The sequence below is a fragment of the Sulfitobacter undariae genome, assembly GCF_014196805.1.
Lineage (GTDB): Bacteria > Pseudomonadota > Alphaproteobacteria > Rhodobacterales > Rhodobacteraceae > Sulfitobacter > Sulfitobacter undariae.
This window is the reverse complement of record NZ_JACIEI010000006.1, coordinates 1-14265: the sequence shown is the minus strand read 5'-3', so window position 1 is coordinate 14265 and position 14265 is coordinate 1. Positions and strand designations below refer to the sequence as shown.

16 protein-coding genes, 1 tRNA gene and 1 pseudogene are annotated in these 14265 nt (G+C 54.0%); 4 read left to right on the top strand and 14 right to left on the bottom strand.

Annotated elements, in window-relative coordinates; genetic code table 11:
• The first annotated feature begins 208 nt into the window (after positions 1–208).
• The gene (locus GGR95_RS10240; protein ID WP_184565489.1) at positions 209–1831 is read left to right on the top strand and encodes a thiamine pyrophosphate-binding protein; all 1623 of its coding nucleotides are present in this window, start codon (positions 209–211) and stop codon (positions 1829–1831) included.
• Positions 1832–1961: 130 nt separating this feature from the next.
• Here GGR95_RS10240 and tsf read toward each other — a convergent pair whose 3' ends face one another.
• The 5 genes from tsf to GGR95_RS10215 all read right to left on the bottom strand — a co-directional run bounded on the left by tsf (position 1962) and on the right by GGR95_RS10215 (position 5808).
• Positions 1962–2837, bottom strand: coding sequence for a translation elongation factor Ts (gene tsf / locus GGR95_RS10235; RefSeq protein WP_184565487.1), 876 nt, complete (start codon positions 2835–2837; stop codon positions 1962–1964).
• A 90-nt stretch (positions 2838–2927) separates the two neighbouring features.
• Positions 2928–3713, bottom strand: coding sequence for a 30S ribosomal protein S2 (gene rpsB, locus GGR95_RS10230; RefSeq protein WP_184565485.1), 786 nt, complete (start codon positions 3711–3713; stop codon positions 2928–2930).
• A gap of 171 nt (positions 3714–3884) precedes the next feature.
• Positions 3885–4718 (bottom strand): lyso-ornithine lipid O-acyltransferase, encoded by an 834-nt coding sequence (olsA, locus tag GGR95_RS10225; RefSeq protein ID WP_184565483.1) that lies wholly within the window; start codon positions 4716–4718, stop codon positions 3885–3887.
• Positions 4715–5479 carry an L-ornithine N(alpha)-acyltransferase gene (gene olsB / locus GGR95_RS10220; protein WP_184565481.1) on the bottom strand — a complete coding sequence of 255 codons (765 nt, stop codon included), beginning with the start codon at positions 5477–5479 and terminating at the stop codon, positions 4715–4717. Before olsB ends, olsA begins: the two co-directional genes overlap by 4 nt.
• A 146-nt stretch (positions 5480–5625) precedes the next feature.
• Positions 5626–5808, bottom strand: coding sequence for a DUF3553 domain-containing protein (locus tag GGR95_RS10215; RefSeq protein WP_184565479.1), 183 nt, complete (start codon positions 5806–5808; stop codon positions 5626–5628).
• Between the two features lie 33 nt (positions 5809–5841).
• Between GGR95_RS10215 and GGR95_RS10210 the strand changes: the two genes are divergently transcribed.
• Positions 5842–6435 carry a histidine phosphotransferase family protein gene (locus GGR95_RS10210; protein WP_184565477.1) on the top strand — a complete coding sequence of 198 codons (594 nt, stop codon included), beginning with the start codon at positions 5842–5844 and terminating at the stop codon, positions 6433–6435.
• Here GGR95_RS10210 and GGR95_RS10205 read toward each other — a convergent pair.
• The 9 genes and pseudogenes from GGR95_RS10205 to GGR95_RS10165 all read right to left on the bottom strand — a co-directional run bounded on the left by GGR95_RS10205 (position 6432) and on the right by GGR95_RS10165 (position 13678).
• On the bottom strand, positions 6432–7697 hold the full coding sequence (locus tag GGR95_RS10205; RefSeq protein ID WP_184565475.1) for a glutamate-5-semialdehyde dehydrogenase: 1266 nt from the start codon (positions 7695–7697) through the stop codon (positions 6432–6434). The genes GGR95_RS10210 and GGR95_RS10205 overlap by 4 nt on opposite strands.
• Before the next feature lie 10 nt (positions 7698–7707).
• Positions 7708–8814, bottom strand: coding sequence for a glutamate 5-kinase (gene proB, locus GGR95_RS10200; protein WP_184565473.1), 1107 nt, complete (start codon positions 8812–8814; stop codon positions 7708–7710).
• Positions 8802–9836: a GTPase ObgE gene (obgE, locus tag GGR95_RS10195; RefSeq protein ID WP_184565471.1), complete on the bottom strand. Its 1035-nt coding sequence runs from the start codon at positions 9834–9836 to the stop codon at positions 8802–8804. Before obgE ends, proB begins: the two co-directional genes overlap by 13 nt.
• A gap of 16 nt (positions 9837–9852) precedes the next feature.
• Positions 9853–10386, bottom strand: coding sequence for a GNAT family N-acetyltransferase (locus GGR95_RS10190; protein ID WP_184565469.1), 534 nt, complete (start codon positions 10384–10386; stop codon positions 9853–9855).
• A 1-nt stretch (position 10387) separates the two neighbouring features.
• Positions 10388–10519: pseudogene (locus GGR95_RS10185) on the bottom strand (LysE family translocator); the annotation flags it as partial.
• Positions 10520–10777: 258 nt separating this feature from the next.
• Positions 10778–11047: a 50S ribosomal protein L27 gene (gene rpmA, locus GGR95_RS10180; RefSeq protein ID WP_184565467.1), complete on the bottom strand. Its 270-nt coding sequence runs from the start codon at positions 11045–11047 to the stop codon at positions 10778–10780.
• Positions 11048–11058: 11 nt separating this feature from the next.
• Positions 11059–11766, bottom strand: a complete 708-nt coding sequence (locus GGR95_RS10175; RefSeq protein WP_184565465.1) for a 50S ribosomal protein L21 — start codon at positions 11764–11766, stop codon at positions 11059–11061.
• A gap of 262 nt (positions 11767–12028) precedes the next feature.
• Entirely contained in the window at positions 12029–12835 is an 807-nt protein-coding gene (locus GGR95_RS10170) for a DUF2059 domain-containing protein (RefSeq protein WP_184565463.1), read from the bottom strand.
• A complete protein-coding gene (locus tag GGR95_RS10165) occupies positions 12836–13678 on the bottom strand; it encodes a DUF2059 domain-containing protein (RefSeq protein WP_184565461.1) in 843 nt (280 codons plus the stop codon). It abuts the gene before it with no gap.
• A gap of 146 nt (positions 13679–13824) precedes the next feature.
• Here GGR95_RS10165 and GGR95_RS10160 point away from each other — a divergent pair.
• Both GGR95_RS10160 and GGR95_RS18815 read left to right on the top strand, forming a co-directional pair.
• Positions 13825–13915: transfer RNA gene (locus tag GGR95_RS10160), tRNA-Ser, on the top strand.
• Between the two features lie 150 nt (positions 13916–14065).
• Positions 14066–14265 (top strand): Arm DNA-binding domain-containing protein (locus tag GGR95_RS18815; protein ID WP_221384833.1); only part of this gene is annotated, 200 nt, incomplete at its 3' end.

The following is a 14265-nucleotide window of genomic DNA, read 5'->3' as shown; positions in this document are numbered from 1 at the left end:
CCGCATATCGGAAATTTGTTCCGCATAGTGGAACTTGATCAATGACGGGTTACCCGACAGCTGAACTGTAAAAGCATGCGGTTTTTCCGCACAGTTTCCCGCATTAGGTGAAAACTCAAGCCTATTTTAAGGAATACACCGTAAGTTTGCGACAATCGCGCATGTCTTTCCTGTTATTTATGATCAAACAATCACAGGACTTACGCAAATGAGCAGCCAAAACCTCGTATATCAATCCATAGCCCGCGCGGCCCATGATCACGGCACAACCACCATGTTTGGTCTGATGGGCGATGCAAATCTGTTTATGGTCGATAGCTTTGTGCGCGATTTTGGCGGTCGGTTTGTTCCTGCCGCGCATGAAGGCAGCTCAATCTTGATGGCTTTTGCCTACGGTCATGTCTCTGGCAAGGTTGGCGTTGCGACGGTTACACACGGCCCAGCCCTCACCAATTGCATGACAGCCCTGACAGAGGCTGCACGCGGCCACATGCCTATGGTTGTTCTTGCTGGTGACACGCCAACAGACAACCCCCGTCACTTGCAAGGCATCGACCAACGCGAGCTGGTCAAGGCTACTGGTGCCGGTTTTGAACAACTGCGTACCCCTGCCACCGTCGGCAAAGACGTGGCCCGCGCCTATTACCGCGCTCAGGTGGAACGGCGGCCCATTGTTTTGAACATGCCAGCAGATTTCATGTGGCAAGAAGCTGACTATGACATCGACGTGCTGGATGTCTTCACTGCGCCGGGAGGTGTTGCACAAGGCGATATTCTGGACAACGCAATCGGCATGATCGCCTCTGCCCGCCGTCCTCTCATTCTGGCAGGTGGTGGCGCTGTTGAAGCGCGTGATCAATTGATCCGCCTTGCGGACCGTCTGGAAGCCCCCCTTGCGACGACTCTAAAAGCCAAAGGTCTGTTCAAAGATCACCCTTATAACATTGATATATTCGGTACGCTCTCCACTCCTGCGGCCTATGATCTGATCGCCCAGTCTGATTGCATCATCTGCTTTGGCACTGCCTTGCATGATTTTACGACCGACCGTGGCAAATTGATGAAAGACAAGCGGATCGTGCAGATTGATGTAGATCCCACCGCCATTGGTGGCGGCCTTCATCCCGATGCAGCACTTGTTGCGGACGCGGGGCTGACTGCTGAGACCATTGTCTATTGGTTGGATGAAGCCGAAATCCCCGCAAGCGGCTTTACCCGGGAATTGGATATCCCCACGCTAACGGCCCATCCCGTTGGCCCCGAGAAAACGACAGAAGGGTTTGTAAGCTACGTGCATGCGCTGGAACGGTTGGAAGACGCCCTGCCCCAAGACCGCATTCTGGTCACCGATGGTGGGCGCTTTATGACAGAGGTTTGGTGCCGCCTCTCTGTGCCTGATCCAAAGAGCTTTGTCGGCACGGTCAACTTTGGCGCCATTGGACTGGGCCTACAAGAAGCCGTGGGTGCAGGTGTGGCTGCGCCGGATAGACCCGTTGTTTTATTCAGTGGTGATGGTGGGTTCATGATGGGGGGGATCAACGAGTTCAACACAGCCGTCCGCCTGAACCTAGACCTTATCGTCATCATCGCAAACGATTCCGCTTATGGTGCCGAACACATCCAGTTTATCGACCGCAAGATGGACCCCAGCCTGACGGAATTTCACTGGCCCTCATTTGCCGAGATCGCAACGTCGCTGGGTGGTCAAGGGATTGAGGTACGCTCAAACGCAGAGCTTGAAACAGCTATAGAGGCACTTGGGGGCCGCAAGGGCCCGATCCTGATTGAACTTCGGCTTGATCCGATGGATGTGCCGCGCATGCGCATCTGACAGCAAGGGGCGTGCACGCCCCGCGCCTCAACTCGACACCCGACATCAAGGACGCAACCTAACCCATTCTATAAAAACAAAAAAGGCGAGGGAAGCTCCTCGCCTTTTTCACATCTAAACCTAAGACGGTTTAGCCTTGAGAAACTTTTGCAACTTCAGCTGCGAAATCTTCTTTCACAACTTCAATGCCTTCGCCGACTTCAAGGCGTACAAACCCAGTGATTGTCGCGCCTGCTTCTTTGGCTGCTGCTGCAACTGTCAGGTCAGGGTTGATCACAAATGCTTGGTTTACCAGTGTCACTTCGGACATGTACTTTTGCATACGGCCAACGATCATTTTTTCGATCACGGCGTCAGGCTTGCCTGATTCCTTAGCGATATCGATCTGGACCTGCTTTTCTTTCTCGATCACGGCTGGATCAAGATCTTCCTCGGACAAGGAAGCAGGGTTGGTTGCAGCAATGTGCATCGCAATCTGTTTACCAAAGGCTTCGTCGCCGCCGGTCATTGCGACCAGAACACCGATGTTGCCCATGCCAGGTGCCGCTGCGTTGTGAACGTAAGACACAACCAAGTCACCTTCGATAGAGTTCATACGACGTACGGACATGTTTTCACCGATAACGGCTACGGCATCTGTAACAGTCTGTTCGACAGTTTTGCCGCCCATGTCTGCTGCTTTCAACGCGTCGATATCTGCTGCGGAAACAGCAACTTTGGCAATGCCAGCAACCATTTTCTGGAAGTCAGCGTTTTTACCAACAAAGTCGGTTTCAGAGTTAACTTCAACCGCAACACCGCGACCGCCTTCAACTTGAACAGCTACAAGACCCTCTGCCGCTGTACGGCCGGATTTCTTGGCGGCTTTTGCCAAACCTTTGGTGCGCAGCCAGTCAACAGAGGCTTCCATGTCACCATTGTTTTCTGTCAGTGCCTTTTTGGCGTCCATCATGCCCGCGCCGGTCGTGTCGCGGAGTTCTTTGACCATGGATGCTGTAATTGCCATCGCTATGGGTCTCCCATTCTGAAGTTTTATATGCGTTCGGGGCAGGTTATCCCTGCCCCGTGTTACAAGCCTATGACAGCGACAGTGCGCTTAGCTTGCGGCAGGAGCTTCTGCAGCCGCTTCTTCAGCGAGTGCTTCTTCCATTGGCGCTTCTTCCATCGCGCCCAGATCAACGCCAGCGGCGCCCAGCTGTGCGGACATACCGTCAAGAGCAGCACGTGCTGCCAGATCGGTGTAGAGTGCGATAGCGCGTGCCGCGTCATCGTTGCCCGGAATGATGTAATCGATGCCGTCTGGTGAGCAGTTTGTGTCAACCACGGCCACAACTGGAATACCCAGCTTGTTGGCTTCTGCGATTGCCAGCTGCTCTTTGCGAACGTCGATGACAAAGATCAAGTCAGGACGGCCGCCCATTTCGCGGATACCACCGAGGGAAGCTTCAAGCTTGCCTTGGTCACGTTCCATGCCCAGACGTTCTTTTTTCGTCAGGCCAGAGAAACCCATTTCAGATTGCTCATCGATGTGCTTCAGACGCTGGATGGATTTAGAAACAGTCTGCCAGTTTGTGAGCGTGCCGCCCAACCAACGGTGGTTCATGTAATACTGTGCGCATTTTTCGGCGGCTTCGGCGATCGGCTGTGCAGCCTGACGCTTGGTACCAACGAAAAGAACGCTGCCGCCTTTGGCGACTGTATCACGGATGATTTTTAGAGCGTCTTCCAACATTGGGACGGTCTGTGTCAAATCCATGATGTGAATGCCGTTACGCGCGCCGTAGATGTACGGGCCCATGCGTGGGTTCCAGCGCTGTGTCTGGTGACCAAAGTGTACGCCTGCTTCGAGCAATTGGCGCATGGAGAACTCAGGAAGAGCCATGTCTTTATACCTTTCCGGTTTAGCCTCATCGGGGGAATGATACACAGAATGTGTACCAACCGGCGGAACCTTTGGGATTTCTCCCCATTGGTCCCATCCCCGACTGCGGGATTAAGTAGGGCGCAGGTACATCAGGATTACGGGTATCGCAAGCGAAAATACCGCATATCCCTATTTTATGGACAAGTTCGCACCATGTGCCTGCCTCACGGCGCTTTCACAGGCCGCGGCAAGTGCTTTTCGGCTGTCATAATCTGCCACGCGCAAAGGGGGGCAATAGGTCACATTAACCGCGCCCGATCGTTTGGGCGCCAATGTAGCAAGTAGATGCGTCGCAAACTCCATATCCCCCCACCAGCCATAAAACCGTGCATCCACACCCGCAGGGGCATGATAATTTAGCGCGACAGGCTGGACGTAAATCTCTTCCTTTAGGTCGGGGTCCAGAAAAGCCTGAAACAATGTTGTTTTAAAGGGAATGACTTGCAGCCCATCTGTGCTGGTTCCTTCAGGGAAAAACAGCAGCTTGTGCCCTGCCAACAGCCGTTCTTTGAACAATTCCGTCTGCATCCGCGCAAGGGCTGGGGTGCGCTCAATAAAGACCGTGCCAGTTGCCCGCGCCAACCAACCAATACCCGGCCAAGATGCGACTTCGGATTTGGAGACAAAATAGACCCGTTTTGCCGCATTCAGCACAAATATATCCAGCCAACTGGAATGGTTGGCCACAACAACCCCACGTGCAGTCATCGGCGTGCCCGTCACCCGCAACCGCAAGCCAATCACCCGCAGCGCATTACGACAGACAAACTGTGTAATATAGGGCGTGGCGGGCCTGTGCTGGCCGTACAAGGGGCGCTCAATCAGACGACACAGCAGTAGCACAACCAAACCGCCAAAAACCAACCCAGCGAGGATCAGCCCCCGCAGCGCAACACGTACCCAACCAAGGCCCGCTACTTGTGGCAGATTAGGTTCCTCTCCATTGTCCCAGCCTGCCCTCACTGACGATTTCCCCCGTATATTCGGGCCTGTCTTTCGTTCATTTGCGCCGTATCCATGATCAAAAACACATCGGTCGTATTAAAGACGTGGTCCACATAAGCCCCCTCGCCCACACAGCCGCCCAACCGCAGATAGGCTTTGATCAGGCTTGGCACTTGCACCATTGCTTGGCGCCGATCGAGGTTCTCTGGCGCGATCATATCCATTCTCTGGAAAGCTGCAGGATGGGCCTTCACCCTAAGTTCAGGCGGCGCAAGATGGCGTTCATGCAAAAGTGAAAGCGGCTGAGCCAACACGTCAATATCGGTGCCATGAAAACTGGCCACACCAAAGAGAATTTCGATCCGGTGCTCTAGGACATAATCAGCCAGTCCCTGCCAAAGTCGGTGCATGGCCGTTCCGCCACGGTAATCAGGGTGCAGACACGACCGTCCCAACTCCAGCAACCGGCGCTCAGATGCTTTGAGCACGCTCAGGTCATACTCTCCTTCGGAGTAAAAACCGCCCGCAGCTTGGGCTGCTGTTGACCGTAGCAAGCGGTAAACACCAATGACTTCATCACACCCCGTTTCGGTCAGGATCATGTGATCAAAATAGGGATCAAACCGGTCACGCTCCAACCCCGCGACATGATCAACCAATTCACCACCGCCGCCCAATTCGCGTACAAATACATCATAGCGCAAGCGCTGAGCCGCGCGTAGCTCTGCGTCAGTCTCGGCCAATTTCACTGTGAACTCTGGCCTGCCCATTTTACTCATGCCACTTCCTACCCTGAACCTGTGCTTGGATACGTGCTCCGATGCAAATTAGCAACGTATCGACCTGTTACAAGTGACAAGCCAAATCTTCTATTTCTTAACGAATGAGCAAATAGTTACCAATTGTTAAGTATAAGTCGCCACCATTAACCATCAAATACAGGAAGCAAACCGATGCGTGAACTGTCGATCACAATTTTACCTGCTTCTCTGAAATTCACAGTGAGTTTGCCGCCGATGTTGCTTTGCACCTGCCCTACCCCCCAATCAGGCATCCCCGGATGCCGCACCAACATACCCGGCGTCAGAATTGCATTCAAATCGTCCATTCTTTACCCTATTTTTATGAGGATCCCGCTATAATGCCCGAAACCCCCAATTTTGCTTCGCTCATCGGCAGCCGCATTTGTCATGACTTAATATCGCCCATAGGCGCGATCAACAATGGTCTTGAACTCGTCGCGATGAGCAGCGCCTCAACAAGTCCAGAGATGGCGCTGATTGCCGACAGCGTGGCCAGCGCCAGCGCCCGTATCCGTTTGTTTCGCATCGCTTTTGGCGCAGCCAGCGACCAAATGATTGGCCAGACCGAGGTATCTACAATCCTAGATGGCTATTACAGCACTTCACGTGTTTCTGTCACATGGAACATCACAGACAGCCAGCCGCGCAATATTGTTCGGCTCACATTTCTGGCTTTGCTATGTATGGAAACATCGATGCCTTTTGGCGGGCGTATTGAGGTTTCGGAGGATGATGACCAAATCACCCTTACAGGTCACGCAGACAAATATATCGTTGACGACCTGCTTTGGTCACAGCTGGTCAACGGAAACCACCCAACAGACCTGAGCCCGTCGCATGTACAGTTCGGCTTGCTTCCGACATTCGCAGCAGAAGACGGGCGCAGCGTTCATACATCCACCAACGCCACCCCCGTCATCATCCGCTTTTAACTGCGTATCGTGCCGTTGCCAGTTACCTTATACTTAAAGCTGGTCAGCTGCGCCGCCCCGACGGGGCCGCGTGCATGCATCTTGCCCGTGGCAATGCCGATTTCCGCACCCATGCCGAATTCTCCGCCGTCGGCGAACTGGGTAGAAGCATTGTGCATCACAATTGCACTGTCGAGCCTATTCATGAAGGTCTCAGCGGCAGCCAAATCTTCGGTCAGGATACAATCCGTGTGGTTGGAACCATATTGGCTGATATGCGCAATTGCATCCTCAAGGCTGTCCACTTCACGCGCGGCAATGATCATATCAAGGTATTCGCGGCCCCAATCATCATCCTGCGCGGCAACCACACCTTCAATCCGCTGCAATCCCCCATCGGCACGTACTTCGACACCTGCGGCCATCAGCGCGTTGATCACGCCTTTGCCGATTGTCTGGCTTACATCCTTGTGGATCAACAAACATTCAGCAGCGCCGCAAACACCTGTGCGCCGCGTCTTGGCGTTAAGTACGACCTTCAGCACTTTTTCAGGGTCGGCTTCTTTATCGATGTAGATATGCACAATGCCTTCAAGGTGGGCAAATACAGGCACACGCGCTTCACGCTGCACCAACCCGACCAAGCCCTTGCCCCCACGCGGCACAATCACATCAATTGTATCAGTCATGGTTAGCATTGCCTGCACTGCGGCACGGTCACGGGTCGGCACCAGCTGGATCGCATCTTCGGGCAAACCGGCATCGCGCAGACCTTGCTGCAAACAGGCATGTAACGCACGGCTGCTGTGAAAACTCTCAGAGCCGCCGCGCAAGATCACAGCATTGCCCGCCTTCAGACAGAGCGCGCCCGCATCCGCCGTCACATTCGGACGCGATTCATAGATCACACCAATGACACCCAAAGGCGTGCGCACGCGAGCGATGTGAATGCCGCTGGACTGGTCCCATTCGGCCATAACCTCACCAACGGGATCAGGTTGTTCGGCAATCGCACGCAGCCCATCCACGATGCTTTGCAAACGCGCATCATCAAGCTTCAGGCGGTCCAGCATGGCGGGGCTCAGGCCCTTGTCGGTGCCATAGGCCATGTCTTGGGCGTTGGCGGTGTAAATTTCTTCACGGCGGCTCCACACAGCATCTGCAGCGGAGATGAGCGCAGCATGTTTACGCTCGGCTGTGGCCGTCGCCAAAGTTGCAGCAGCCGCTTTGGCACGTGCGCCAATATCAGCCATCACTGCGGGAATGTCAGTCAGATCAGTCATCATGTTTTCCTTAAAGCGCCATATCGTCACGGTGAATGAGGGCTGCTCGCCCCGGATACCCTAAAAGCGCTTCTATTTCAGCGCTTTGGTGGCCTTTGATCAAGTCGGATTCAGCCGCGGAATAGCGCGCAAGCCCCGAGCCGATACCAGCCCCCTCTGGCCCGACAAGTGCCACGGCATCGCCACGCTCAAAATCCCCAGAAACGGCAGTGATACCAGCGGGAAGCAGGCTTTTCCCACGCTTCAGGGCTGCAACAGCTCCTGCATCTAACATCACGGTGCCCATCGGCTTCATTGCCGCAATCCAGCCTTTGCGCGCGGCTTGCGGATCGGTTTGCGCGGTGAACCATGTGGCATTGGCGCCTTGCTCCAACGCCGTCAGCGGCCGCATAACCGAGCCTTCAGTAATGGCCATGGCACAGCCTGCGGACACAGCGGTTTTTGCCGCCATCACTTTGGTTTTCATGCCGCCTTTGCTCAGACCCGACCCCGCATCTCCCGCCATAGCTTCGATTTCAGGTGTGATGTGGTCGATGACATCAAACCGCGTCGCACTTGGGTCTTCGTTTGGATTGGCCGTATAGAGCCCGTCAACATCAGACAAAAGGATCAATTGATCCGCGCCAACGGTCACTGCAATCTGTGCGGCTAACCTGTCGTTATCGCCGAAACGGATTTCATCGGTCGCCACCGTGTCGTTTTCGTTGACGATAGGAACTGCGCCAAGCCCCAACAAGGTTTCCAAGGTAGCGCGGCTGTTAAGATAACGGCGGCGGTTGGCGCTGTCTTCCAGCGTCACCAAAACCTGCGCTGTTGTGATCCCATGCGGCGCAAGCACCTCTTCATAGGCGCGTGCCAGACGAATTTGCCCCACAGCGGCAGCGGCCTGTGACTGTTCTAACGCCAAGGTATTATAGCCAAGCCCCAGCACTCCGCGCCCCAATGCGATGGACCCCGACGAGACCAACACAACATCCGTACCATTCTGCTTGAGCCATGCAACATCCTGCGCCAATGAGCCCAGCCAATCGGCCCGCAAGTTGCCGGTGGCGCGATCCACCAGCAATGCAGAGCCGATTTTAATGACGATCCGTTTGGCGTCGGTTAAGGTTGCCAAGGCGCTTCCTCCTCGCCTTTGGTCTGGCGAAGACGGTTGTCGTCGATCTCGGCACGCAGGGCACGCAGGACTTCGACGGTGTTTGTCTTGGCCACGCCCGACATCAACATCACTTCTCCAGAACACGCTTTTCTCAATTCAGCAGAAGCACTTGCCAGCGTCTCCTCATCCAGAGCATCAATCTTGTTCAAGACCGTCACACGGGGCCTGTCGGCCAACTCTCCGCCATAGGCTTCCAGTTCACCGATGATGGTCTGGTAATCCTCGGTGATCGTCTCGGATGTTCCATCGACCAAATGCAACAGCACGGCGCACCGCTCAACATGGCCCAAAAAGCGATGACCCAGTCCACGCCCGTCATGGGCTCCCTCAATCAAACCGGGGATGTCGGCAACAACAAATTCAGTGTTATCAACACCTACCACGCCCAAGTTCGGGTGAAGTGTGGTAAACGGATAATCCGCAATTTTAGGCCGTGCATTTGAAGTCGCTGCCAAAAAGGTTGATTTACCGGCATTGGGTAGGCCCAACAGGCCCACATCCGCAATCAGCTTGAGCCGCAGCCACAACGTCCGCTCGACCCCGTCTTGACCGGGGTTAGAACGGCGTGGCGCTTGGTTGGTGGCGGATTTAAAGTGCAGGTTACCCCAACCACCGTTGCCTCCACGTGCCAACTCTACGCGCTGGCCCAGTTCGGTCATATCGGCAAGAACGGTTTCTTGGTCTTCGTCCAGAATTTCGGTGCCTACAGGAACACGCAAGATGATGTCATCGCCATCTTTACCTGTACGCTGCTTACCCATGCCCGGCTGACCGTTTTTGGCAAAAAAGTGCTGTTGGTAACGAAAATCGATCAAGGTGTTCAGACCGTCCACAGCCACAGCCCAAACTGTGCCGCCGCCGCCGCCATCACCGCCATCAGGGCCGCCGTATTCGATGTATTTTTCCCGCCGAAACGAGATACAGCCGCCGCCACCGGCACCGGAGCGGATGTAAACTTTGGCGAGATCGAGGAACTTCATATTATATCCTAAGGGTTTACCGCAGCTTGAGACTATAGGTCCAAGTCGGCACAGTTGCGTTGCGCGCAAGGCAGAAGGTTTCGGCATCACCCAAATAGGCAAAGCCCGCATTGGTGAGCACTTTGGCAGAAGCAGGGTTATCATGGAAGACCGATGCGAACATTGCGTCGTTATCCAACGGATTGCCCGACACCAATGCCTGAACCGCATCCGAAGCCAGATGCGTGTTCCAGAATGGCGGCGCAACCCAATAGGCCACTTCGGATTGATTGCGGTCCAAACGCGTCAGTGTGATCACGCCCATGACCTCGCCGCCGTGTTCGCCGCCTTCATCCATCACCCAGACGTCTTCGTCGCGGTCAGGCGCCATGGCGCGTTCGATGAAGCCTGCAATCAGGCCCGGCGGCAAAGGATGTGGCAGGCGCGGCGTGTTCATCGCCAGACGTTTGTCGCTTGCGTAATGCTCGATCCGCGTCAGATCTGAAACACGTACTGGACGGAGCGAAAACCGCTCTGTCATCAGAGTTTTTTGCTGCAAAGATACGTCCATATTACGCGCCTCCCGCGAAAAGTACAAAAAGAACGGATGCCACAATCAGCGCGGCGAGCATCCACATTAGATAGAGTTCTGCGCGGGTCCCTGCAACAGTCTGACCACCCAAGGCCCACAAAAGGTGCAAGATCGCGACGGTCCACGCGAGCCAGAGAATATACGCCGTCGAAACGTATTTCCCGCCATAAATATCATCCATGCCACTGTTGCCAGTGCTATACCAACGACAAAAGGCAATGCTCACGGGACACTCCAGCGTTGAACCGCCAGATGGGTGGCTTTAGCATAAATCATTTACCACTCCTTCTGGATTTAAAGACCAACACACGTGAAAAAGGGACCGGCGTTTCCACCGATCCCTGTTTTTTTGTCATCTTACAGGTACGGCTTATTCAGCAGCTTCTGCCGCCGGTACGATGGAGATGAACGTGCGGTTTTTCAGGCCCTTGTGGAACTGAACATTGCCGTCAACAGTTGCGAAGATCGTGTGATCTTTGCCCATGCCTACGTTCTGGCCTGGCCAGAATGTAGTGCCGCGCTGACGCACGATGATGTTGCCGGGAACGACAACTTCGCCGCCGTATTTTTTAACGCCAAGACGACGACCAGCTGAGTCGCGTCCGTTACGGGATGAGCCGCCTGCTTTTTTGTGTGCCATTAGGTCTCTCCTTAGCCTTTTGCCAGAACTTTGGCCTGTGCAATCCAGTCTTCACGACCGACACGACCTTTGAACGACAGTTTCTCTTCGATCTCTTCTACGTCTGCATCAGTCCATGCAGCGATCTGAGCGAATGTGGTGATACCCGCATCGTTCAGTTTGCCCACGATAACTGGACCAACGCCAGAGATTTCGGACAGATCATCGCCTTCAGCTTTAGCAGCTTTTTTCGCTTTGGCAGGCTTTTCAGCTTTCTCTGCTTTAGGCGCTTCGGCTTTAGCAGGCTTGGCTGCTTTGGCTTTTTTCACGGGTGTCGTGTCAACGGATTTACCGGTGATCGCAGCAACGGCTGCCGCAGAAACGGAACCTGTACCGATTGCAGCTGCAACGCCGGATTTACCTGCGCCAGATGCGAGGATCTCGGTGATCTTAACCAATGTCAGCTTCTGACGGTGGCCTTTTGTACGCTTGGAAGAGTGCTTCCGACGACGTTTAACGAAGTGGATGACTTTTTCGCCTTTGATCTGATCAACCACTTCGGCTTGAACGCCGGCGTCTTCGATCATTGGCGCGCCAACAGTTGGGTTATCGCCACCCAGCATCAGCACTTCGTTGAATTGAACTGTCTCACCGGCAGATGCCGCAATACGTTCCACACGGAGCATATCGCCCGCTTGAACTTTATATTGCTTACCGCCTGTTTTCAGGACCGCAAACATAGGTCTTCCTTCACTTGGTCGCGTTCTTTGGCCCCCGTATCGGGTGTTTTGGATCGGAACATTGCCCGCATCCACCTGGAACAGCGCGCCCTTAGGGCGTCATTAAAAATAGTCCCGATACAGGTAACACCTGTCGAGATGGCGGCTTATCGGCGTATAAGCCCTACAAGTCAAGGTGCTTTGCCCATGGTTTAGCCAATTTTCGCGTTGAGCAGACCGATTTATCGGCGATGCACCACGTGTAACGGAGCAAACGGCCTGATCACAGCTCTTCTGCAACCATGTTCAATGCCATAGCACGCCCCAACGCATATGAGATATCCTCATAAAGTGGATCAAACCCTGCGAAAAAGCCGCTGTTCAGGGCTTTGCCTGCCGGGCTGCTGGTAAATTCAGCATACAATGTCAGTTCTTCCAGCGTGAGAGGGCTGTAAGCCAGCGATAAAAATGCGCCCAACCAGTTGGTTGTATCTGCTGTGATCGCGTCACGCTCAGCCAGTACATCGGAAAGGATTTCATCCTCACTCATCACGTAGACATCCCCGTCCACCAAGGCCCGCAAGAATTGATAGTTCGAATTAAGGGCCGATGTAACGTTCCGGTTCACCAGATCCCCCGCCTTGATCATCTGCCCGATTAGGATCAACCGCGGGTCATCTTGGTCTTGGCTGGCATATTGGGCACGGGCTTGCTCTTCTACCGCGGGGTCGGACATGGCACGGCGCGCCGAGTTTTCCAATTGCACAATTTTGCCGCCCAGCTCAGAGCCATAAAATGCAATGACATCTTCCAGTAATTCACCATCCAAAGCAGGTTCCAACCCCGCGCGGATGCTTTCGGTGATACGCTCAGCGTCATAAATGCGCTGCACCTGCCCCGACCACACGGCGCCCCCTTCGTCGTCAAGCCAGTCACGATTCAGCGTGCGCCCGAATTCAAGCCCTTCATCTTGTAAAATCCCACTGAGTTCGCGAATGTCGAGAACGTCCATCAAAACCGTCAACCGCGCGCCCGCCCAAAGCGGTAGCGCGGTCGCAACAATCATCAGCGCGGCAAGTAGTTTACGCATTTATAGGTCCTGACTTGGTTGCATTTCACGCAAACGTCCTGCCACCACCTCAAAACGATCCGCCATCACTTCGTATTGCACCGCATTCATTAACTCATAGACCTTCTTCATTTTAGGATGTTCCAACGCGGCCGCGTAATCCTCCATTTCTGCGTCAGAAAACGCCTGATAGGTATATGCGGCCCCTTCCAGCGCACTTTGGCGCAGGTTGCTGCGAATATCCGCCTCTTGCGATCGCATCGCTTCTCGCAAATCAGGCTCATCCATTTGCAGCTCAACAACGCCAGCCCAAGCCGCCGCCATCAAGAAGCGTATCTGCACCTCCTGAATAGAACGTAAAGAACTGTCTTCGCTACCGCTGGCCGCATTAAGCCGTTCCAAGATCGCCACGCGCGGTGAGTTGATGCCCTTAAGCCCTTCAACAATCTGGCCACCGCTTTCGGATTTAACCCCGTCTTCTTCGATCAAATGCGAACTGTTTTCAGCCTGAACCAGACGCTGCCCCAGATCAGAGGCATAAAAATCCGCTGCATGGGTCAGCAATTCATCCGTGAGTGTATTCTCTAGGATGTTAAGGGCCATGTTATGCATGAGCTCTTTCTCAAACACTTCACCGACCAAACGCTGCCATTCCGACCCAAAATCCTTGGCCTCTAGCCCCAGCATTTGCGGCGCAGCATCAGCCGAGAGACGAATGCTCTCCAATGCGACATCAAATCCTGTCACTTCCAAAAATGACTCAACATCCTGCCGCGCCGGAGCTTCTGCTTGCACAGCCACAGCACCAACCCCAAGCATGACCACGGCAACGGGTATCATAAGGGCCTGACGGATCAACGACATAGAGTATCCTTTTTCTGGTTTTTCAAATGCAAACTAACCGTTCCGTTGCGCACTGCAAAGAAAATTCATGTGACCAGCAAAGAAGCGCAGGCAAGCTCTTGCTCTGCTCCAAAAACACGACTAAACGACCCATCCAAGATCCCCGCGGAGAAATGCCGGAGTGGTCGAACGGGACGGTTTCGAAAACCGTTGAGCCTCTAAAGGGTTCCCAGGGTTCGAATCCCTGTTTCTCCGCCATCACACCTTTTTATTGAGTTTGCATAGGTTACCTTAGATCGACTTTTCAATTTGTTTTCATGAGATTACCGGAAGATTTCGATCACCTTGAGTTTCTTCGAATTGTGTCTATTATCATTCCTTGAGTGGTATAGAATGTGGTACTTTTAGATGGCGCTATCCGGCAAACTAACAAAGAAGCTGGTCGAAAATCTTGGCGCTGGGCGACATGGCGACGGGAATGGTCTATATTTGGTAGTCGATCCCTCAGGTGCGCGCCGTTGGATTGTACGCGTGGTCGTGAAAGGCCAGAAGAATAAAAAGGGCGCGCCATTGCGCACGGACTTTGGGCTTGGCGGTGCAGATATTGT